The sequence below is a fragment of the Herbaspirillum aquaticum genome, assembly GCF_002213425.1.
In the GTDB taxonomy this organism is placed as follows: Bacteria; Pseudomonadota; Gammaproteobacteria; order Burkholderiales; family Burkholderiaceae_D; genus Herbaspirillum; species Herbaspirillum aquaticum.
This window is the reverse complement of sequence record NZ_NJGV01000024.1, coordinates 89,076-109,967: the sequence shown is the minus strand read 5'-3', so window position 1 is coordinate 109,967 and position 20,892 is coordinate 89,076. Positions and strand designations below refer to the sequence as shown.

At 52.1% G+C, this 20,892-nt stretch carries 13 protein-coding genes and 1 pseudogene; 3 read left to right on the top strand and 11 right to left on the bottom strand.

Annotation, left to right across the window (positions count from 1 at the left end; all coding sequences use genetic code 11):
- Positions 1-834: 834 nt before the first annotated feature.
- The 5 genes from CEJ45_RS20790 to CEJ45_RS20770 form a co-directional block, all read right to left on the bottom strand.
- A complete protein-coding gene (locus CEJ45_RS20790; RefSeq protein WP_088756972.1) occupies positions 835-2,676 on the bottom strand; it encodes a TniQ family protein in 1,842 nt (613 codons plus the stop codon).
- The gene (locus CEJ45_RS20785) at positions 2,673-3,659 is read right to left on the bottom strand and encodes a TniB family NTP-binding protein (RefSeq protein ID WP_167386319.1); all 987 of its coding nucleotides are present in this window, start codon (positions 3,657-3,659) and stop codon (positions 2,673-2,675) included. Before CEJ45_RS20785 ends, CEJ45_RS20790 begins: the two co-directional genes overlap by 4 nt.
- Complete coding sequence (locus CEJ45_RS20780; RefSeq protein WP_088756971.1) at positions 3,656-5,686, bottom strand: transposase; 2,031 nt, start codon at positions 5,684-5,686, stop codon at positions 3,656-3,658. The genes CEJ45_RS20785 and CEJ45_RS20780 overlap by 4 nt, the downstream gene beginning before the upstream one ends.
- On the bottom strand, positions 5,683-6,537 hold the full coding sequence (locus CEJ45_RS20775) for a hypothetical protein (protein ID WP_241517390.1): 855 nt from the start codon (positions 6,535-6,537) through the stop codon (positions 5,683-5,685). Before CEJ45_RS20775 ends, CEJ45_RS20780 begins: the two co-directional genes overlap by 4 nt.
- 347 nt (positions 6,538-6,884) lie before the next feature.
- On the bottom strand, positions 6,885-7,211 hold the full coding sequence (locus CEJ45_RS20770) for a pyocin activator PrtN family protein (protein ID WP_206601759.1): 327 nt from the start codon (positions 7,209-7,211) through the stop codon (positions 6,885-6,887).
- Between the two features lie 180 nt (positions 7,212-7,391).
- Here CEJ45_RS20770 and CEJ45_RS24655 point away from each other — a divergent pair, with 180 nt between their 5' ends.
- From CEJ45_RS24655 to CEJ45_RS20760, 3 genes are all read left to right on the top strand, one after another.
- A complete protein-coding gene (locus CEJ45_RS24655; protein WP_141107033.1) occupies positions 7,392-8,315 on the top strand; it encodes a hypothetical protein in 924 nt (307 codons plus the stop codon).
- Between the two features lie 94 nt (positions 8,316-8,409).
- A complete protein-coding gene (locus CEJ45_RS20765) occupies positions 8,410-9,921 on the top strand; it encodes a DNA adenine methylase (protein WP_158214937.1) in 1,512 nt (503 codons plus the stop codon).
- Positions 9,921-11,330, top strand: a complete 1,410-nt coding sequence (locus tag CEJ45_RS20760) for a DNA adenine methylase (protein ID WP_158214936.1) — start codon at positions 9,921-9,923, stop codon at positions 11,328-11,330. Before CEJ45_RS20765 ends, CEJ45_RS20760 begins: the two co-directional genes overlap by 1 nt.
- Before the next feature lie 114 nt (positions 11,331-11,444).
- Here the strand turns inward: CEJ45_RS20760 and CEJ45_RS25195 are convergent.
- The 6 genes and pseudogenes from CEJ45_RS25195 to dnaA all read right to left on the bottom strand — a co-directional run.
- Positions 11,445-12,398, bottom strand: a pseudogene (locus CEJ45_RS25195) (LlaJI family restriction endonuclease); the annotation flags it as partial.
- A 143-nt stretch (positions 12,399-12,541) separates the two neighbouring features.
- The gene (locus CEJ45_RS24650) at positions 12,542-14,371 is read right to left on the bottom strand and encodes an AAA family ATPase (protein ID WP_141107032.1); all 1,830 of its coding nucleotides are present in this window, start codon (positions 14,369-14,371) and stop codon (positions 12,542-12,544) included.
- Between the two features lie 83 nt (positions 14,372-14,454).
- The gene (locus tag CEJ45_RS20745) at positions 14,455-14,679 is read right to left on the bottom strand and encodes a helix-turn-helix domain-containing protein (RefSeq protein WP_088756966.1); all 225 of its coding nucleotides are present in this window, start codon (positions 14,677-14,679) and stop codon (positions 14,455-14,457) included.
- Positions 14,680-15,026: 347 nt separating this feature from the next.
- On the bottom strand, positions 15,027-17,525 hold the full coding sequence (gene gyrB / locus CEJ45_RS20740; protein WP_088756965.1) for a DNA topoisomerase (ATP-hydrolyzing) subunit B: 2,499 nt from the start codon (positions 17,523-17,525) through the stop codon (positions 15,027-15,029).
- A 136-nt stretch (positions 17,526-17,661) separates the two neighbouring features.
- Complete coding sequence (dnaN, locus tag CEJ45_RS20735; RefSeq protein WP_039782907.1) at positions 17,662-18,768, bottom strand: DNA polymerase III subunit beta; 1,107 nt, start codon at positions 18,766-18,768, stop codon at positions 17,662-17,664.
- A 676-nt stretch (positions 18,769-19,444) separates the two neighbouring features.
- Positions 19,445-20,845: a chromosomal replication initiator protein DnaA gene (gene dnaA / locus CEJ45_RS20730; RefSeq protein WP_008333930.1), complete on the bottom strand. Its 1,401-nt coding sequence runs from the start codon at positions 20,843-20,845 to the stop codon at positions 19,445-19,447.
- Positions 20,846-20,892: the final 47 nt, after the last annotated feature.

Genomic DNA, 20,892 nt, shown 5'->3' with positions numbered 1-20,892 from the left:
GCAGGATCAGGGCAGCGCTGTTCTGCTGCAAGTGAAGTCATGGATGCAGCTTAAATTCTGGCAAACGCTGTCTTGACGGATGGGTCCACTTTATACATCTGGTACTAGCAAAGGGATACCTGGCAAAACTACTTGAGAACAAGGCGGTGTCGCTCTACCTTCAGCAGCGGCAGCCAGAGATATTTGCCGAATTCGAAATCATTGTGAACACCGTTTCGATTGATCAATAAATAAAATACTTAATTTCAATTTATGTATTTCATTGAACGTGGTCAATCAGATCAGTGACGTAAAGGTCTGTGTTCAGATTAGATCGGACGCAAAAAAGCCCAACAGAAGCTGGGCTTTTTCTATGCCAAACATGGCATAGGTAAAACTAAGGCCTCAAGGGCAATCTCATCAATGTACCAGAAATTCTTGCTTTTTAAAAATCACGTTAGTGCAATCGATACATACGGACCTGCAACAATGCATTATCTTTAATGGATGCTTGCCGGAATTTGCAGCCTGTTTTTTTCAGTTTATCACGCATTGGAAGGCGTTATAACAAAGTCCGCTCTCAAAGAGTACGAAGCACAATGATATTCCCGTGCCGGTCTCCCTGTATCAATTCGCGCTTGCCGTTGGGCCATTCGCGCACTATGAAGCCAGGATAATTTCTATCCCGATATGTAATCCAGCGGCCAGCCTCTAGATGTGATCGCGCTGCTGCCCCATCATCATGCTCAATCAGCCTTTCCAGCTCAATCCATAGATCGTCTTCTCCCGTGCGGCTCTGATCGTCGTTTTGACTGCTCACTTTATCCCCTTAGTGTTACCAGACCTGCCAGGGAGTTACGCCGCCGACACAAAAAAGTCGTGCCCCGCCCGAGCCCCGATGACAGCCAGCCGGCCGAGATCAGCAAGTCGAATTAGCCCGCCCCGCATGGCACCATCAGGAAGCCGCTTCGCTCCGACCAGCTCGATATTGGGCAACAAGCGCGAGAGTGCAGACGCTTTCGTACCCATAGAATGGGCCAGATCAGCCAATGGCACATACAACTGGCGAAACGCTAGCAACTGATGTGGCAATATAACTCGGCACGATTGGCCACGGCGTTCAATAGTTTCGGATGCCAGCAGACCTTCATTCACCCGGTGATCAATAGACTCCCATTTCCAGCCGGTTGTCCTTGCAAGCTGCTGAATAGACATGCCGGCTTCGAGTAATGGCGTACCAAAATATTCCAACACGTCGGTACGCCTAAAAGCCATATTACCGAGTATACGAGCATGCGCGATGGCTTTCACGTCACCATTTGCAATTGCTGTCATCAGAGACTCGATCGCTCTTTTGTCACCCATATGACGAGAGGTGAGTTGCGCCCATGAAATCTTAGTGTCGTCGGTCATGCCGGTAAGCTCTGCTTGCCGGCTTATCCGCAAGAACAAGTCATCTATAGACTGGCGCTCGACCGGACCAGCTTTCATGAGATTTTCGCGCCAACGAACGTCTGAGCGGATAACTCCAGCAGCTTTCATTCGGTCAAGCACCGCAGGCATAACACCTGCCAATTCGCAGGCCACGTTGTCGGAAATCCATCCGGCACGTCGCAGAAGGATCCGCTCCACCTCAGCACATGGAATCTCATACACCTGGCCGCGGGTACCTGTACGACGCGTCCGGTGCTCGCATTCACCAAGCTGAATCGACTCATGGAGACGTGAAACGCTGATACCCATGGCCTTTGCTGCATCTGGTGCCCGCATGTATCCGGTCGTATCTTTGGCGATGGCCTTGGCGGAGTCCAAACCAAGTAGGCAATCGGATTTTTCGGACGCCACATCAATGATGACCTGTAAGAGCGGTTCGAATGCTGAGCTCTGGCATAACTTTCGTAGGCTGATATACCAATCTCCCAGTAACGTGTTCAGCGTGCGCGCATCCTTCCGTCCAGCGACTATCCGCTGCTCAACATGCATCCGAAAGCCCGTTGGCCAGTCAGCACATAGCGCTTCAAGTGGTGCAAGAAATTCGACCGCTTCGGCGATGGATTTTGGCAAGGCGGCACGACGCGGCAATTTGGGTCGGTTGGGATCTATATGTATGCAAAGCGTTCGAATCACCTTCACCAGAACATTAACATCCAGGTCGTTCACAAATAGCTTAGTACTGCCCGGCTGTTGTCGGCCGTTACTCGAGATTAGCAGCGACAGCCAATGTTGTGCCTGGGTCGCCAGCAACCGCGGTAAATTTTTAAGATCGTGTCCACACGCGCAGAATCCGATGTGGAGCCGCTCTGGAGAAAGGTAATGTCCACAGGCGTCGCATTGATCGACCAATTGCACGTGGTGTTGCGGACAGGCCGTGACATATGTATGTTCCCACTGATGTCGAAGGTAAGGCGATTCAGCTAAGCAAACCGGACACACTGCATCATATCTTGTACGGTGTAGATGGCCCCAATTGCGGCAGCACTCTTCTTTTTGTCTAGCGGATTCTGCCCAATCAGGCTCCAGACCAAGATTTAGGGCAACATCCTTCGTCCGCGTGAGCAATGCCTCACGACTACGCTCGACGCAGGCTGTGTCGGCGAGATTACGCCAGCCGGACAGCTCATTATCATCTGAAAGCCGGCGATAGTACCCCATTCCAGATTCATCATCTCGAGATGCATAAGTGACGATAAGGCTCATGATTTTTCTCTTGTCTTTTTACGAATCGGCACCGATGCAGTATTACTGGTCAGAACATGGACGTAAGCCTGCCTCAATATGATCGGTGCCACATCCACTTCTTCGCTATCCGCATCTTCGAAAGCTAACTTGTGCGGTGATCCTGCATGGCTAACGTACTCAACTGCTTTTTGACAGTCTGCATATGTGATGGCGCGCGGCGCTTCAGCCGCCAATGAGCTTGCCAATTCACGCATGAAGTCAGCAAGCACCCCGATCAGGCCACCGGTAAGGAGATAGGTTTGCTGCGTCAACACTCGTGGAAGTACGTCAATGGGGTAGCCAGCCGCAGCAAACAAGCGCGCATAATTCACCACGCATGAAAAGTACGCCGTCATCTGCTGACTGTCGCTAGCATCGTATGGCAGGAAGCTACGCGCAGGACAAGCGCGACGGCGCAACTGTTCATTGGCGGAAAATAATCTCTCTAGTCTAGGAATTCCAAACAGAATCAATGTCATGTTGAGTTTATCAGTCAGAGTCTTAAGCCAGTCACTGGAGGCACGCGGTGGCACCCGCGACCCTTCATCAACGAGGTGAGATATTTCATCAAAAACTACTACTCGTGTGCCGGCTAGGCGCAGCTGCGTCACCATCAAATCGAACATGGCTCCGGCTGTCATCCGGCCAGAAACTTCAATTCCCAATGCACGCAGTACGCTTTTCGGGAGCAATTTTGCTGTTGCCGATTGAGGCACTTCCACCACCAATACGGGCACGCGGCGGCGACCGTCGTTGCGGGTTTCACGGTAGTCGCGCGCGAGTGTGGCAATGAGGGAAGATTTACCCACTCCACTAGGTCCGGGTACCCGCATAATTTTTGGAGCTAAATCAGCGAGAGCGTCATCGATGCGTTGTTTAAGTACACGTAAATGCTCCATAAAAAACGGGTGAGGAAGCTCACAAGTCTCGATATCCCGACGCAATTTTTGAGCTGGCGTCACAGTAGTTTTTCTCCTGTCGTTCTGTTCACAATGGTCATCAGCGGTGCATCGTCGTACGAGACGGGCTCCTGAATTTCTTCAGCGGGTAATGATTGTTTAGCCGAAGGTAAAGGGCCAAACGGGGCAGTCGGTGAAAGCGGCCGATCCATCGTTCGCTGGATGGCCGAGCATTCTTTGGCTCGGCGGACCGTTTCCTTATTTTCTTCACGTTTGCCGCGCGATTTGGCTTTCCGTTCTTTTCTATTTCCGGTAACTGCTTCGTCAAGTTCTCGCTGGAATTTCCCCTTCGCATCTGGAACATCCCAGTCATCCAAGCCCGAATCAAATCGTTCCTTAGCTTCCGCAAACGTCCATGCAGGTGTTTCTGGCCGGACATGTTCGTGCGTTAGCGTGATAAGCGGCAGGTCATCGTCCTCATACACATATACCTGGCGAAAATCGTCGGGGTTATAAACCACGTGGAGCGACGCGCGGTCACCGTATTTGGCCAACAGATATGAGATTGGGTCCCCCTTGTAACGAAACCCATGTGCAATCGTGATGCCAGTCTTGGCACTCAGCGTGCAATTTTTATGCTCGAAGAGCGCTGTAAGCCATTGCTGCCGAGACGGCGGCATGGTGATAGGAATTCCCCTGTCTTCCGTCAGGTAATTCAACCGCTCAAGCGGCGTTTTTCCTTTGACTGATTCGACAAGAAGTTCATCCCAGCGCAGACGGTCGAGCGGAGAATTGATCCAACTCTCGTAAAGCCATCGGACAATCCACTTCTCAAGCTCGTCCATAGTCATCAAGTCATCGCCTAAGGCCTCCGGATCACGCCTACCGTCCTTTCCTTCGAAACGTGTACACCCAGGTAGAAGCTGTAACGCGTCCTTAAGCGACCTGTTCAGACGCTCAATGAATGGCTTACCTTGCGCTTCCTTCGCCTTGCAATGCTTGACGTCTATCTCCAACAATTCCAAGCGAACGATTCGGCCGCCCTTAGTCTCCGGACCATTATCAAAAATGACTTGGCTAGGCGTACCATATATATTCAGTGCATGTGCGATACCCAGCTCCTTGAAGCGGGCCACCTTGGCCGGGGTCAAATACATCTCAATGCATAACAGCGAGTCTATTTCCCGAGGGGCGCCAATCACAAGACGCCATCCCACTGGATACCCAGTGCAGACATCTATTGCCAATATCAAATAGATTGTTCGAGCGACGCCATGGGGAGTGCGTACTACGAATGGTAGATGCAATGCATCCTGTTCAATTCGAGCGAAAGGAAACGCCGCCCGAATGCGCCTTTTAGCGAAAGACTTTCCAGCGACCCGGTTCAGTGGATCCATCCGATCATATTCAGCATCTGCGGTCAGCTCTTCTATAGCGGTAGCTATGAATTTTCGGCTTATAGAGCATTGGGCAACATGTAGTCCGCGACGCCGAGCTTCACGGTTGACGTAGTTGGTCAGATCCAGAACTGTCCACTTGGACTCCGTGACAAGAAACTCATTCTGAATTACACCTTGGACAAATTCGATAAGCTCAATCGAGTACCTAGCCGTTCGATTGCCCTTATTTTTGTCTCCTTTAAGAACCGGCAGGCCGAGTAGTTGGTTCTTATGCGCTCGGAACAGGGTCGGACGGGATGGAAATCTGCAGGAAATTAGTTTGTCTGCGTTTTCTTTCTCGTAGGCTTCACGAGCATGGGAAATCGCTGCATTAAACGATAGTTTCCATTTCGAGCAGATAGCATCGATACGCCGAAGTGCATCCTGGAGCAATCTAACCTGGGCATGAAGTTTCGGATTATCGTACTGGGCGGCGATCCCAACGCGAGGTAGCCCCTTTCGACGCAGTATTAGGCATCCAGTTGCGATTCGGTCCCGAATGCCGGATTCGTCGACATAGCGGGCCTCACGTTTATTTGCATCGAAAATATGAATGGTGCCGGCATGGATACGAGCGTCCAGTACCTCCAAGTAGCTATCCGGATTGCCAGGCAACGTCAGTCTGTCACCAATGCGCAGGTCGGACATCATGGCCGCAGCTCCTCTATCAAGCAAAGGTGACTCAGATCGCCATATCCGGCCGACAGCTCCAGTGCTGCAAAAATATGGTGGCGTGCCAAGTCTGCCTGCAGCACCCCAGTAACAAGCAGTGGCGGGATCAGCGCCGTCGGAATCTGGAGGCTGGTGCACAGTGCGTGTTGAAGCACCGGGCCGGATTCGCAATAGCGCTCGACTCGCTCGATGATGTCCGGCGTCAGATATGTATGGGCTCGCGCTAACGCTGGTTTTAGCAGTTGAGCGTTGACGATGACTGGATGCCGTTCGTCCGCAGGTACAATCACCGTAGATAGCGGATAGCAGTACGCCTCCATGATTTTCCGAGCACGCTCGAGTTTCATCCAGTACTGGTCGTCACCCTCGTAGCCCTGAATTTTGACTTCGTACGCACAAAGCAGACCATCGGTCTGAACCACAGAAAAATCTGGTGTGTACTCCATCTCTCCGGTGCGGCATCCACGCATTCTACGTGCCTCATATACTTCTTCGCGCGTGAACAGCAGCCGTTCGCTGACCAGGTCAACGGTGAACGGTTGTTGCTTAAATGCGCGCACACGCGGGTCGATGCTGAGTATGTGTGCAACCAGTCGTTCTGCGTCGGATTCGACGGTAATGTGGCCATCGGCTTTTTCTGCATAGGTGCCGATGCGAGCTTTACCGTATGTCCGAGCGGTGAACCGGACTCCAACATTCGCCGCATTTCGACGACTACGAGTGCCATAGGATGGTACGCTTTTCATACCAGCCTCCAGGCAGCTCTTGCTTGCTTCACTATAGCTTTTGCCGCAATAGCAGTACTCCATGACAGGCTTGTAGGTTGCCATTTATTTCTTGGCGCCCACCGATGGATGAACTTGCGCTTTGTCATGTGACCTCCAGCCAGATAGATTCCACATACGTATCGCCCTGACGCATCGGGGCAATAGGCGTATCGTGCCAAGCGTCCAAATTTAAGGAGCCAGCAAGAAAATGAAATATCAGGGGACGTACGAACCCACTTGAACGGCCCATTAGGAGTTCAAGGCGTTGACAGTGGATTCGGGAAGGACCATACTCAGTGCCGGATCAGTCAATATCCAAGCAGTAAATACAAGGCCCAAGAGCTCCAACTCTTGGGCTTTGGTCGTTCTAGCACCCCAACTTTACCCGCGATTGAATTGAGGTTATGTCATCAGTCGCCTCCAGATTTAATTGTGGAACCGGCCGCCGGCGTCTCTGCGGCATTCATGATTGCTATATCGTCGCTCAAAGCGCGCTCCCGTTGAGCCGCAAGCCATGCGGCAACATCCTTAACAAGCGCAAACTTGCCACGCCTATTTTCGATCTCGAAAACCGGGATAGGAATTGTCTTGCGTGAAACGGCCTGACGGAAGGCCTCCATCGACGAGTATCCAAGCACCAGCCGTAGGTTGTCGTTTGACACAATGGGGCCGTACCGACTTGTTAATTCTCTATCCAAAAGGACCGCCAGCGGCTCATTGATATGCGTTGGATTCATGTCATTCGCTCTGTCACGATTAGTCACATCAAATACTAGCAACTCCGCTGGTGAAGGCCTAGATAGACGCCGAGGGTAGTATGTCACTCTATTTTTTGATAACTTATGAATCTAACTCTTTGAAAATATTAAGCTTTGCACAATGAACGCGACCTTTAGTAATCCGTCACAAAAGTCAGCATGACCAAAAATTCTGCGTCCAAAGCCGACCCTGTTGAGAGGATAAGGCGGATTTATTGGTACGAAGGTGTTCGCCAAGCGACCGGCCTAACTAGTGCCTATGCGCTTGAGCGACTGTTCGTCACGGACGGTTTCGGAAGGAATAAAGACGGGATCCTATTTAATCGGTCCACCTGGGTAACCTATAAGAAGGGTGACCACACACCGAAGCCGGCACTCGTAGCTCGAGTGGATTTGTTGGTTCCCGGCTCAAGTTGGGAGATACACCATATATGGTGGGAAGTTCTGCGCCCAAGCAGCCAACGCTCAATAAATTCAATAAAGTGGCTGCGGCAACTTGAACCAGAACTGCAAATATTGGTGTTCGATGGCCGAGATAAGATTCGCAATCATGACTGGCCCCAAGTGCTGGAGAAAATTGAGCATAGAGCCAGCATAGATGTCCTTGCTTGCCTGACGATATTAGTATTTTTGAGTCTAGAAAATGGCCACTTCGAACAAGCATCAGAGTTTGCACGAAGCACTCTTCGCGTGCTCCTTATGCTCGGCCATCATTTCGAATGCCGACGGATTGGAAGCGACCTATTTAAACTGTACGTTGAGGAAGTATTTAATAAAGTCCAGTGGAACGAACAGAGGTTTTATTTAGATGATTATGCATTTTCCCAATGGGCAAGTGTTCTGCATCTGGTTGCACAGGATACAACCGAAGCAGAGACACACTTGATGCCTTCAGCTGAGGAAATTCGCGTTATGTGCGGGGTGCTTCGAGGAACGCGCGGCTTGGATATAGCGATTGCAATTGATCCATTGATCGGGCCGGATCTTGATATCGGCCCGCCTAGAAAGAAAGTTATTGACGCTTTTGAGCGCGCCCTCTGCATTCATAGGCAATCAGTGAGCAGCATGTTGCCTGGTGAGTGAAAGCGTAGTACCCCGCCTGAGACATGGAAACAGAATTCATCTAGAGCTGTGAGTGGGGCGCTCCAGAATGATAGATGTGTTATATAATACATCTATGGATGCTAATGCAATTAAAGAACTTCGCCAACGACTACAAGAGTCTCAAACTCAATTCGGTGCGAGATTCTCTGTAAGCCAGATTACTGTCGCACACTGGGAAAGCGGACGCTCCAAGCCAATGTCAAAAAGATTGTTAGAAATTCAAGATCTCTCCCGAATGCCAACTGCTTCAGCTACTGCGCCGCGCCCCTTTCGTCCAATTCAGTACCTGGGAAGTAAATTACGTCTGGCGGAAACTATTGCAACAATCATTGAGCAAGTTGCGCCGCGATCGTGTCGTGTTGGAGATTTGTTTTCGGGGACGGGGGTAGTGAGCTCTGCTATAGCGGTTTCGCATCCGGTAACTGCCGTGGATATTCAATCGTATTCGGCAGTGTTATCTGCTGCACGCTTACGCAGTAGTGCGAGGCACTTCTCCGAACTTCTAAAGCCTGAGTTTGAACACAGAGCTAGAGAAGTCGAAAGCCAGCTTGGACGCGCTTTAGCACCTCTTATTTCAGTAGAACAGGACGCGATAGCCGAAGCGAAGGAAGGAAGAACCACACTTCTTGCCGAACTCATCGAACATGGCTCTCTCGCAGTATTTGAACAACGTCCTGCCGCGACGATTTCTTCTTACTTAGAATCCGCATTGAAGTCGAGCAGCCGAAATCTGAAAAGACTGGGATTATCAACAGCTGACACGACCGCTCTTAGGTATTTTGGTGGGCCTTACTTTTCCTATCCCCAAGCTATCGCGCTGGATTCAATACTGATCGCTAGCACGGACTTTAAGAATCACTCAACTGCGCTCGCGGTAATACTCAGTGCCGCCAGTGAAATGGTGAATACAGTTGGAAAGCAGTTTGCACAACCAATGAAATTACGCAAAGCAGATGGGACGACGCCCGAGATACTTCTGCAGCGGGCGATTCGCGACCGCTCGTTAGACACCTTTCATGTTTTCTCTTCTTGGGCATCTCGTTGGTATGCTCATACTTTGAAGCCGTCAAAAGAGCACAAGGTAGTTTGCGGTGATGTATTAGATTTTGTCTCTCAGGATGAAAGCTGTCGTGCTTGGTATGCCGACCCACCATATACAATCGATCACTATTCTCGTTTCTATCATGTGCTTGAAACAATTTCGCTTCGAGACTCACCGAAATTAGACGAGATGGCTAAACGTGGCGAAATCACTGTAATGCGCGGCGTCTATAGAGGCGGCAGGTATCAGTCCCCATTTTGCATTCCATCAAAAGCCCATTCAGCTTTTGATGGACTATTTTCTGCAACGGCAAAAAATGGGGCTCCTCTAGTCCTATCTTATTCCCCTTATGACGAAGCTCAGGGAAACAGACCTCGTTTGTTGACCTTGAAAGAAATGATGGACATCGCGTCTAAATACTATCGCAATGTATCGTTGGAAGAAATCGACGAGCACAGTCACCGTAAGCTCAATTCCAAGAGCTTGAATTCAGGTATCCGCTCTAACGCGGAATGTCTAATCATTTGCGAAGCGGCTCGCTAATGGAAAAGTACCTAGGCAATAAAGCGACCCTTCTTCCTTTGCTGGAGAGGTTCTTTGTTGAGCAAATACCAGAAGCAAAAAGCATATCGGATGTTTTTGCTGGTACCAACAATGTTTCTCGTTATTTTCGTGCTCGGGGATGGCAGACAGCGACGTGTGATGTCAATAGATTCAGCTATGTATTGGCACAGGCTTATCTTTGTACTAGTAGTTCTCCGCATTTTTTCGGAGTACGCCTGCCAAAGATGGAATCATTGCGCTCCCGTCAATTGCAAACTGAGCTCGAGCGAAATGTAGCCAGATATGGCGCATTATATGCGGCGGAAACAGACATTAAGATGCTTTACCGGTCGATGGGAAATCTCCCATTTGTTCTGTCCGCACTTCAAGACCTTGGCGAGAACAACACGAAGCCAGGAATAATTTATGAGCACTTCAGCCAATGGGGAGCTCACTCGTCGTTTATAAGTAAACGAGGAACTTCAGGTAAGAGAAACTACTTTTCGTTGAAGAATGCCTTATTTCTTGATGGCGTTTTAAATTGCATTCGCGAATGGTGGTGTGAGGGCAGGCTAGAAAGAAATGAAGTATTTTTGTTGCTCGCGTCCGTATTGGAAGAAACGGTCATTACAGCAAATGTTAATGGTACCTTCCATGACTTTAACAGAGACCGCCTCTGGCCGAACGCAGAGCAGAACTTCCAACTGCGGCTTCCTCTTATCTCATTCAATGGCCCGATTGCTGAGACCGCTAACGCAGATGCGATAGCAGCTGCCGCCAGTTTTGCTCATCACGATATTTGCTACTTAGACCCGCCGTATAATTTCCGTCAATACAGCGCGTATTATCATTTACTTAATTTTATTGCGGCTTACCCTTTTTTCTCCGAAATAGAGACCTATGTAACGGGTCTAGCTCACGTGCGTGGTCAACACCCCGAAGATGATTTTACTAGCGACTTTTGTTTCCGAGACCGATTTATTTCTAGCCTTCACAAGCTAATGAGTTCAGTAGATGCCGATCATGTCGTGGTTAGTTATTACGGCGGGCGTAACCATTGGAATCATTGGGCAAACGTAGAAAACCCTACTGATGAAGGACTTCACCAACTGAAGGAGCTTTTTGAAGATAGATCGCTGTTCAAAGGCTGCGAAATAATTCCAGCGCTCGAAATTCGGAAAAATTACCAAAGCAGAGTTGGTGAACAAAAGAGTTTAGTCAATGAGTATCTATTCCACGGCATCAGACAGAAGATTCTGCGCAAGACGGCTCCATCTTTACCCTCACTGGCTGCTAACGAACGCTGGGGCTTGGCTCCGCATTTCGGACATATTCGCCCGAGCAAGCAGAATGGGGTCAATCAAGGAGTTGTGACCAGCGGGGGATTGCGCCACGTAGTGGTTGAGTAACATCACAGGATCAAGCCCCCATGCTTCGATACTTCCAAAATTCCGCTGACCGTTTTCAATAGTCGCGATGCCTAGAAACTGTGCCTTATGAGCACCTGGCAAGGGGAGTAAAAATATAGAGGCTATTTGATCTGATGTAGGCTGCATCGAATCGAGGTAATAAAACTGCTTCACAATATCCTGGGCGCCCGGATGAGAAAATGGAAAACGATAGTAATACTTGGCATCTATGATGAACCGCCACGAATTTCTTATCAAAACCATGTCCGGTATTTGCCGCATCCGGTAGGTTTTAACCTCGCCTCTTTCCAACGGAATTTTCCAGACAGGTTCTCCGAGAAGGGACTCAGGATCAAGAGGAGCTGTGCCACAGAGAACGCTCCGGCAGACGTCTTCCCAAACTGAATAGAATGCTGTGGTGCCGTAGATCTGTGGCTGAGACGCAGACTCAGCGAGCCGAGAATCGACTATTTGAGTAAGCAAATCCAGCAGCCGAACCTTCTCGGATTGATATACTTCACGCTTCTCTAACGCCAGTCGACGCAACAAGAAAGGGCGTTTATTAGGATGGAGAATGTCTCTCAGGAGGTAATTCTCCTGGGACTGTTGCGCTTGGGACACTTGCAACGGCAGGTCTTCGTCATAGCGCTTGAGCAAATATTGAAGGATTTCAATTTGGAGTGAACTTATTTCGTTAAAAGTTGATACCTTGCGTTCCCCGATAACTTCAGGGTAGACAACTCCCGATCTAGACAATAACGGGATTCTTTTTGAGATAGTTTTAGCCCAATGTACTTTTCCAGATTTACCGGTTTCTGCTTCATCACGTCGATATATCCCATGATGGAAAAACCAATCTCTCAAAGCATACATTGCGTCATATTCTCGAAGAATCTGTTCGTTACCAAATTCCGGATCACGACGCTGATCGGTGATTGGACGCCTTTTTTGACTGCGACGAAAGTAAACTTTGAGGATTTCCAGGATACGCTGCATACTAATATTCTGAACGTCGCAGAATTTCGGCAACGCTAAAAGCAGCGAATTGGAGAAAATTACGATCCCCACAAAAGAAAGCTGATAGGAAGCACTTTCTTCGGCCCGAAAAATTTTCGAATTAACAAGAAACTTGAATTCTTCGGAATTAATACCCAAGCGTTGTAGCCACTCCTTATCCCTATATAACTGCCCTTCGAGGACGGTAATTTTGCTCAAGTCTCCTCCGGAGCTAATATCGGATCTTCAGCATCACTCTGCTCCTGAATAGCCTTACTTAAAGCGCTGTTAAACAGCCCAGTTAGGGGACTTCCTTTCCCATCTTTCCAATCTCTACTTACGCCAGAAAAACTCTTGGCTAAAAAGAGTGTCTCCTGTCGAAAGCGTAGAACATCGTCCCACAGGTATAGAAACAGCTTTTGAAGCACTGCTTCAGAATTTGCCAACTGCTGCTCAGTAAGGAAATACGGCCCAATTAATTTATCTTCGTGAATCCCCTGTTCTACCAGATGATTATTGAGCACGCCTCTAAACTGATCCCAATTGTAATAGAGGCCTCCATATTCGATTCTGCAGTTTTCAGCGGGATATCCACATACTTCAGTGTATCCCTTATAGACGTAGTTCCACCGCCGCCGGAAGGCTGTATCCAGAGGAAACACGCCCTGATCCGCATTATTCATTGTCGCCCAGATGAAGAGATTTGACGGTAACCGCAGAGAATTTACCGACACTCCCAGAGATGAGAAATAGCTTTTCTGTTCGGGCGTTATGTCGATTTCATACTGGCTTGCTCCGGTAACCTGGTCTCGGTCCAACAACTGCAGAACATCACCCAAAATTGATGCAGCATTTCCCCGATTAAGTTCCTCGATTACAACCGCAACGGTCTCTGACGGATTTAAAAGGGCATAAGCCAAAGCTCGCATAAATGGCCCAGGCACAAATCGATAGTCAATAAGAGGTCTCCCCCTCAAACCAAGCGTTCCATCGCCTTCGACAAGCGGATGGCTCGAGTCAATTGCTTCATACACCGGGTGCGGCTTATATGCTCCAACAAAATCAAAAAAAGAGGATTCTGGATGGAATTGCGTTCTCACTACGTAGTCAGCTGTTTTAACTAGCTCGTTGACGTAATAGCTTTTACCGGAACCTGGACATCCAGTAATGATGAGTTGACGAGGTAAATCAGGATGAATTTTTCTCGGAGCACGAATTTCCTCCGGATAGTGAGCCTCTGCTCCGTCGTAAACACTACTCCGCAATACAAGTTTTCTATCCAGCCGCGGTAGCTTCTCTCCGAGCTCATCTTTAAGCAGCTTAAACGCTTTAAGAAAGCCGCTAATTCGAAAGCGAACGTCGTTCTGGGTAGTCTGTGCAGCGTCCTTATATTGTGTTGCGGCGATCTCTATTGGCGATTGCGGAGTCCATTCCTTTGAGGGCTTGATTTTTTTAAAAGCCTGCTCAAAAGCCATGCGATCTGCGCTCGACAAGCTGAAGTAACGCCCAATCTCCCACCCATTAGAATTGATATGGAACAAAAACAACATACGCTCTCTATCATTTAGGATGGACGCAATTTCTTCATCAGGAACATAGTCAAAAAATGTTTGAGCACCGTACCATGCGTTCTTGAAAAACTCACTAGATCGCCGGCCGAGCGATAACTCGCGTACCAGGGCACGAATCACTTGAGCTTCGACTTGGTCTCCGCCATCTTCCTGCCAAAATCCACTGTCGGCCCCTTGATCTAATGGCTCAAGATAGAAGTTCGCCAGCGCCGTCAATACCGGACTTGACGCATTACCATCGACTAAACCTTGATTGAATAGAGAATTGAAATAGCGATCGCGACTCCGAGTCACGTCGGACAAAGGCTTTCCGTCACGAATCGTTTTTAGGCACCCGGCAATTTGTTCGCGTCCTTTTAACTCCGATATATAGAGGGACAGAGGTAACAACTTGGGCGTATTTTTTCTTGTAAGCGAGACCGAATAATCTAATACTTTTGTAAGGGCTAACTCATCCAGCGCAGTGAGCGACATTTTTTCCCCGTATAAAAAGCTAGCCTAAGAAAATCGTGGCCAGTCAAAATAGATAATGCCAGTGCTTTATTAAGTCCCACTGCTCATTTGATTTCGTCCAAACTCTCGAACAATTCAGAAAGAGATACTTCTAGAGCTATTGCTATTTTTTCTATAGCAATAAGGGACGGATTGCGAATGCCCCGTTCTATACCGCTAACGTAAGTCCTATCAAAACCGGATAGATCTGCAAATTCTTCTTGCGATAATCCACGCCGCTTCCGCAGTGCACGGACTTTGTCGCCAAAACGTTTTGATATTGTATTCACCCGTTAATTAACCATCCATGTAGACTATTTGGCCACGGACCAATCGTCACATTTTTGATGGCGGCCTTACTTCCGGAGTATTGGATTACGCAACCATCAATTTTGGGCTTTATGAACAACTAACTTTCGAGATACGGCGTCAAATATATAAGCAATGTTTTCCGTATCTTAGTTAGCGCGCAAAGCATGTACAAAAACAGCGGCCACCTCAATGAGGTGGCCGCTGTTCCTTCCGCCAGGGTGGGTGGCCAAGTACGTTTTGTCGAAGCTATAGAGAGAAGCCCATCAATAAATATCTCAACTTATGCTTCTCAAAATCTCAGGTTATAACTCCTGCTACAAGCGAATCAAACGTCAATATTCCCCGCCTGCAACGCATTAGATTCAATAAACGCCCGACGCGGCTCCACATCATCGCCCATCAAGGTCATGAAGATCTGATCCGCAGCAATCGCGTCCTCGATCTGCACCTTCAGCAAACGGCGCACGGTCGGATCCATGGTGGTTTCCCACAGCTGCTCGGGATTCATCTCACCCAGACCTTTGTAACGCTGCTTGTTGACGCCACGCTCAGCCTCATCACGCAACCAGGCCATGGCCTGGCGGAATTCGGTGATGACCGATTCCTTGCGCTTCTCGCCCTGGCCGCGCGCCACGATGGCACCCTTGCCGATGAGACCCTTGAAGGTCTCGGCCGCCGTCGACAGCTGCTGGTAATCCGGGCCGCTCACGAAGTCCGCATCGATCACGGTCGCCTTGATGTTGCCATGCTGGCGACGATGAATATGCAGCGCCACCTTCTCGCTATGCTCATCCACGCGCGCCTGCACGTCGATGTTGATGTCGTTGATGGCCTTCTTCAGTTCTTCCGCGGTGGCGGTGGCCTGCTCGATGTTGTCCATCTTCAGCGCCACGCCGCCGGTCATGATGGCGTTCAGGGCCGATTCATCGATGGCGCGCGACAGGCGCATGATGATCGCGTTGGCCGTGTTGTACTGGCGTGCCAGTTCCACCAGCGCTTCGCCACTGATCGGCGCAGCACCTTCGGAAGGCTTGATCTCGGCGTCGTTCAGGGCGATTTGCATCATGTACTGCGCTTCCTCGAAGTCGTCCTTCAGGTAGCGCTCGTCCTTGCCTGCCTTGACCTTGTACAGCGGCGGCTGAGCGATGTAGATGTGGCCGCGTTCGACCAGCGCCGGCATCTGGCGATAGAAGAGCGTCAGCAGCAGCGTGCGGATGTGAGCGCCGTCAACGTCCGCATCGGTCATGATGATGATGCGGTGGTAACGCAGCTTGTCCGGATTGAATTCGTCAGCACCGATGCTCGTGCCCAGGGTCGCGATGAGCGTCGTGATCTGCTCGGAAGAGAGCATCTTCTCGAAGCGCGCCTTCTCCACGTTCAAGACCTTGCCGCGCAGCGGCAGGATGGCCTGGAACTTGCGGTCGCGGCCTTGCTTGGCCGAGCCACCTGCGGAGTCACCCTCGACGATGTACAGCTCGCACAGGGCCGGGTCGCGTTCCTGGCAATCGGCCAGCTTGGAAGACAAACCCAAACCATCCATCACGCCCTTGCGGCGCGTCAGTTCGCGTGCCTTGCGGGCGGCCTCACGGGCACGTGCGGCTTCGACGATCTTGCCGCAGATGATCTTGGCATCGTTCGGCTTCTCGGCGAGGAAGTCGGTCAGGGTCTTGGCGACGATTTCTTCCACGGGGCCGCGCACTTCGCTGGAGACCAGCTTGTCCTTGGTCTGCGAGCTGAACTTCGGTTCCGGCACCTTCACCGACAGCACGCAGGTCAGGCCTTCGCGCATGTCGTCGCCGGAGATCTCGACCTTGGCCTTCTTGGCGAGATCGTTTTCTTCGATGTACTTGTTGATGACGCGGGTCATCGCGGCGCGCAGGCCGGTCAGGTGGGTGCCGCCGTCACGCTGCGGGATGTTGTTGGTGAAGCACAGCACCTGCTCGTTGAAGGCGTCGTTCCATTGCATCGACACGTCCACCGACACCAGCGTGCCCTGGTCGGATTGCTTCTCGCCGGTGGCCTGGAAAATGGTCGGGTTGAGGATGCTCTTGTTCTTGTTGATGTATTCCACGAAGCCGCGCGTGCCGCCTTCGAAGGCGAAGTCCTCTTCCTTGCCGGTACGCTGGTCGGTCAGCTTGATATGAACGCCATTGTTCAGGAAGGACAATTCACGGATACGCTTGGCCAGGATCTCGTAGTGGAATTCAACGTGGGTGAAGATTTCTTCGTCGGCCCAGAAGTGGACTTCGGTGCCGCGCTTGTCGGATTCGCCCACGACCTTGATCGGGGAGACCTGCACGCCATCGATCATCTCCAGCTCGCGGTTCTGCACGATGCCCTTGGCGAATTCCATCGCGTGGACACGGCCGTCGCGGCGGATGGTGAGCTTCAGCTTCTTCGACAGTGCATTCACGCAGGACACGCCCACGCCGTGCAGGCCGCCGGAGACCTTGTAGGAGTTCTGGTCGAACTTGCCGCCGGCGTGCAGTTCGGTCATCACGATTTCGGCCGCCGAACGCTTGGGTTCGTGCTTGTCGTCCATCTTCAGGCCCGTGGGAATGCCGCGGCCGTTGTCGGTGATCGAGATGGAATTGTCGGCGTGGATGGTGACGTGGATCTCGCTGCAGTAGCCGGCCAGGGCTTCGTCGATCGAGTTGTCCAGCACTTCGAACACCAGGTGGTGCAGGCCGGTGCCGTCAGAGGTGTCGCCAATGTACATGCCGGGACGCTTGCGCACCGCCTCCAGGCCTTCCAGGATCTGGATGGAAGAAGCGCCATAGCTTTGTTGCACGGAATTGGTGTTGTCTGCGGGGCTGGAGGACATGGTTACCTTCTGAAAATGCTAGCCAAACGACTAGGGAGCTGCAAAAAACGGAATTCTGGGGACGAATCTTTGGAATTCTTAAAAGCAACCGAGGGGCCGTCTGGGACGGCCCCTCGGGCGCGTGGAGCGGGCTTGCTCAGATCCGCATCGGCATGACGACGTACTTGAAGTCGGCGTTGTCAGGGATGGTGATCAGGGCCGACGAGTTGGCATCGCCCAGGGCGATGTTGACGTAGTCGTTCTTGAGGTTGTTGAGCACGTCGAGCAGGTAGCTGACGTTGAAACCGATGTCGACGGTGTCGCCGCCGTAGTCGATTTCCAGTTCTTCGACCGCTTCTTCCTGGTCGGCATTGGTGGAGCTGATCTTCAGGCTGCCCGGTGCGATCACCCAGCGTACGCCCTTGAACTTGTCGCTGGTCATGATGGCCGCGCGTTGCAGCGAGCGCAGCAGCTGGTCACGGCTGATGGTGAAGCTGTTCTTGTAGCCCTTGGGCACCACGCGGGTGTAGTCGGGGAACTTGCCTTCCACCAGCTTGGAGATCAGCTCGATGTCGGCGAAGGTCAGCTTGACCTGGTTGTTGGCGATCTGCAGCTGGACTTCATCATCGCTGTCGTCGAGCAGGCGTTGCAGCTCGATGATGGTCTTGCGCGGGATGATGACTTCCTGGCGCGGGAAATCCTGCTCGGTCTCGACCTGGCAGAAGGCCAGGCGGTGGCCGTCGGTGGCGACCGCGATGACGTTCTTGCCTTCCACCACCAGCAGCAGGCCGTTGAGGTAGTAACGGATGTCCTGCTGGGCCATGGCGAAGTGAACCATGTTGAACAGGTGCTTCAGGGTCTTCTGCGGCAGGTTGACCTGGGCGTTGTAGTGCTCGGCCTGGGCCACCGTCGGGAATTCTTCGGCGGCCAGGGTCTGCAGGGCGAAGCGGGACTTGCCCGATTGCACGGTCAGACGCTTGTTGGAGAGGGAGACCGACACTTCGCCGGAATCCGGCAGGGCACGCAGGATGTCGAGCAGCTTGCGGGCCGCGACCGTGGTGGCCGTGGACTCGCTACCCGAACCGACGTCGGCGTGCGTGGTGATCTGCACTTCGATGTCGGTGGACAGGAAAGACACCTTCTCGCCGTCCTTGCGAATGAGAATATTGGCCAGAATCGGCAAAGTGTGCCGACGCTCGACAATACCACTCACGATCTGCAGAGGACGCAGGAGCGTGTCTCGTTGGGTTTTAACCAATTGCATAGTCAGTTTGTCCTTGCTAATAGTGGTTTAAAGGGCGCCGTTGGCCGGCGTTCAGTCATGCCCATGTCGCGCGTGTTCCTCCTCTGGTGAAAAACAGCTGCTGCCTGCAGTGCAACCTGCCCGGCGCACTGCAGAACTCACTTCCTGAAATACGCAACGCTCCTGCTAGTGCATGACCGGCCGCTGCCGGTCCGATACCCGTTCCCGAAGAGCTGGTGATACAGCGACCCGGCATTGTCCATCTGCGCCTGACAAACCCGGGCAGCCAGAACCACTTGGCTATACGTTTGGAACATTTGAATACTTTTGCCGGATCTTGCCGGGTATTTATTCGAAGTTTCCGTGCTACTTCGCGGATTTCCTGCTCCATGGCCGGCCCTTGCGTCCGCCTGCGAAATAACGCCTTCCATTGTACCAATCATCCCCTCTTCGGAGTAGTGCGGCAGGGGGCAGGGAGGGCCGGCCGAAGGCAAAAAAGGAGGGGTGGACGGGCGTGTTGTCTTTTCTTTCATATGCCGCCGAAGGCGGCATTTTTCAATTATCCACAGGCGATTTTGACCAAATTCACCGTCGTTTTGCTGCATTGCCTGTGGAAAAGAAATGCCGCCCGGTTCACGCTGGAAGCGGGCGGCATGTCAATTTATCCACAGGCGTTTTCGCGCCCTTGCCGGCCGGATCAACCCTTCAGGGTTTGCTCCAGCACGTGCAGTTCGTGGTTGCATTCCGGGCTCTTGGCACGGTCGGCGGCGATCTTGCGCACCGCGTGCAGCACGGTGGTGTGGTCGCGCCCGCCGAAGAGGTCGCCGATTTCCGGCAGGCTCTTCTGGGTCAGCTCCTTGGCCAGGTACATGGCGATCTGGCGCGGGCGGGCAATGTTGGCCGGGCGCTTCTTGGAATACATGTCCGCGACCTTGATGTTGAAGAAGTCGGCCACGGTCTTCTGGATGTTTTCCACCGAGATCTGGCGGTTCTGCACCGAGAGCAAGTCCTTCAGGGCTTCCTTGACCACGTCGATGGTGATGTCCTTGCCGTGGAAACGGGAGTAGGCCAGGATCTTGCGCAGCGCACCTTCCAGCTCGCGCACGTTCGAACGCAGGTGCTTGGCCACGAAGAAGGCGACGTCGTCGGACAGCACCACGTCTTCGGCGGAGGCTTTCTTCATCAGGATCGCCACCCGCATCTCCAGCTCGGGCGGCTCGATGGCCACCGTCAGGCCGGAGTCGAAGCGGGAGATCAGGCGGTCATCCATGCCGCTGATTTCCTTGGGATAGGTATCACTGGTGATGATGATCTGCTTCTTGGCCGCGATCAGCGCTTCGAAGGCGTAGAAGAATTCTTCCTGGGTGCGGCTCTTGCCGCCGAAGAACTGGATATCGTCGATCAGCAGCAGGTCCAGCGAGTGGTAATAGCGCTTGAAATCGTCAAAGCCCTTGCGCTGGTAGGCCGTCACCACGTCGCGCACGTATTGCTCGGCGTGGATGTAGCGGATCTTGGCGCCCGGGTTATCCACAAGCACCTGGTTGCCGATGGCGTGGATGATGTGGGTTTTACCCAGGCCCACACCGCCGTACAGGAACAGCGGGTTGTAGGACGTGCCGGGGTTGTTGGCCACCTGGGTAGCCGCTGCGCGCGCGAGCTGGTTGGCTTTACCGGTGACCAGGTTGTCGAAGGTCAGCACCGGGTTGATGCGCGACTGTTCCTGGCGCGGGGCCACCGCGCGTACCGGCTGGGCCGGTTCCGGATCCAGGTGCAGCTGCTCGTGGTTGGGCAGGCCCAGGCCGCTGGCGCCACCGCCATTGGCTTGCGCGTTGGCGGCCGGGCGACGGCCCTGGTTGCCGCGCGGGTCCAGCACGAACTGCACTTCGGTGGGCGCGTCCCAGTATTCGCAGGCCAGCGCGGTGATGCGGTTGGCGAACTGCGTCTTGACCCAGTCCAGCTTGAAACGATTGGGCGCGGCAATGCGCAGCAGCCCGTCCTCGAAGTCGAGCGGGACCAGCGGCTTGATCCAGGCGCTGTATTGCTGAGGCGTCAGCTCCTGCTCAAGTTTGTGGGAGCAGGCCTGCCAGAAGTTTTCCATGAAGCTTTCTTGTCGGATGATTGCGGCGCCCGACTGCCGCGTCCTGG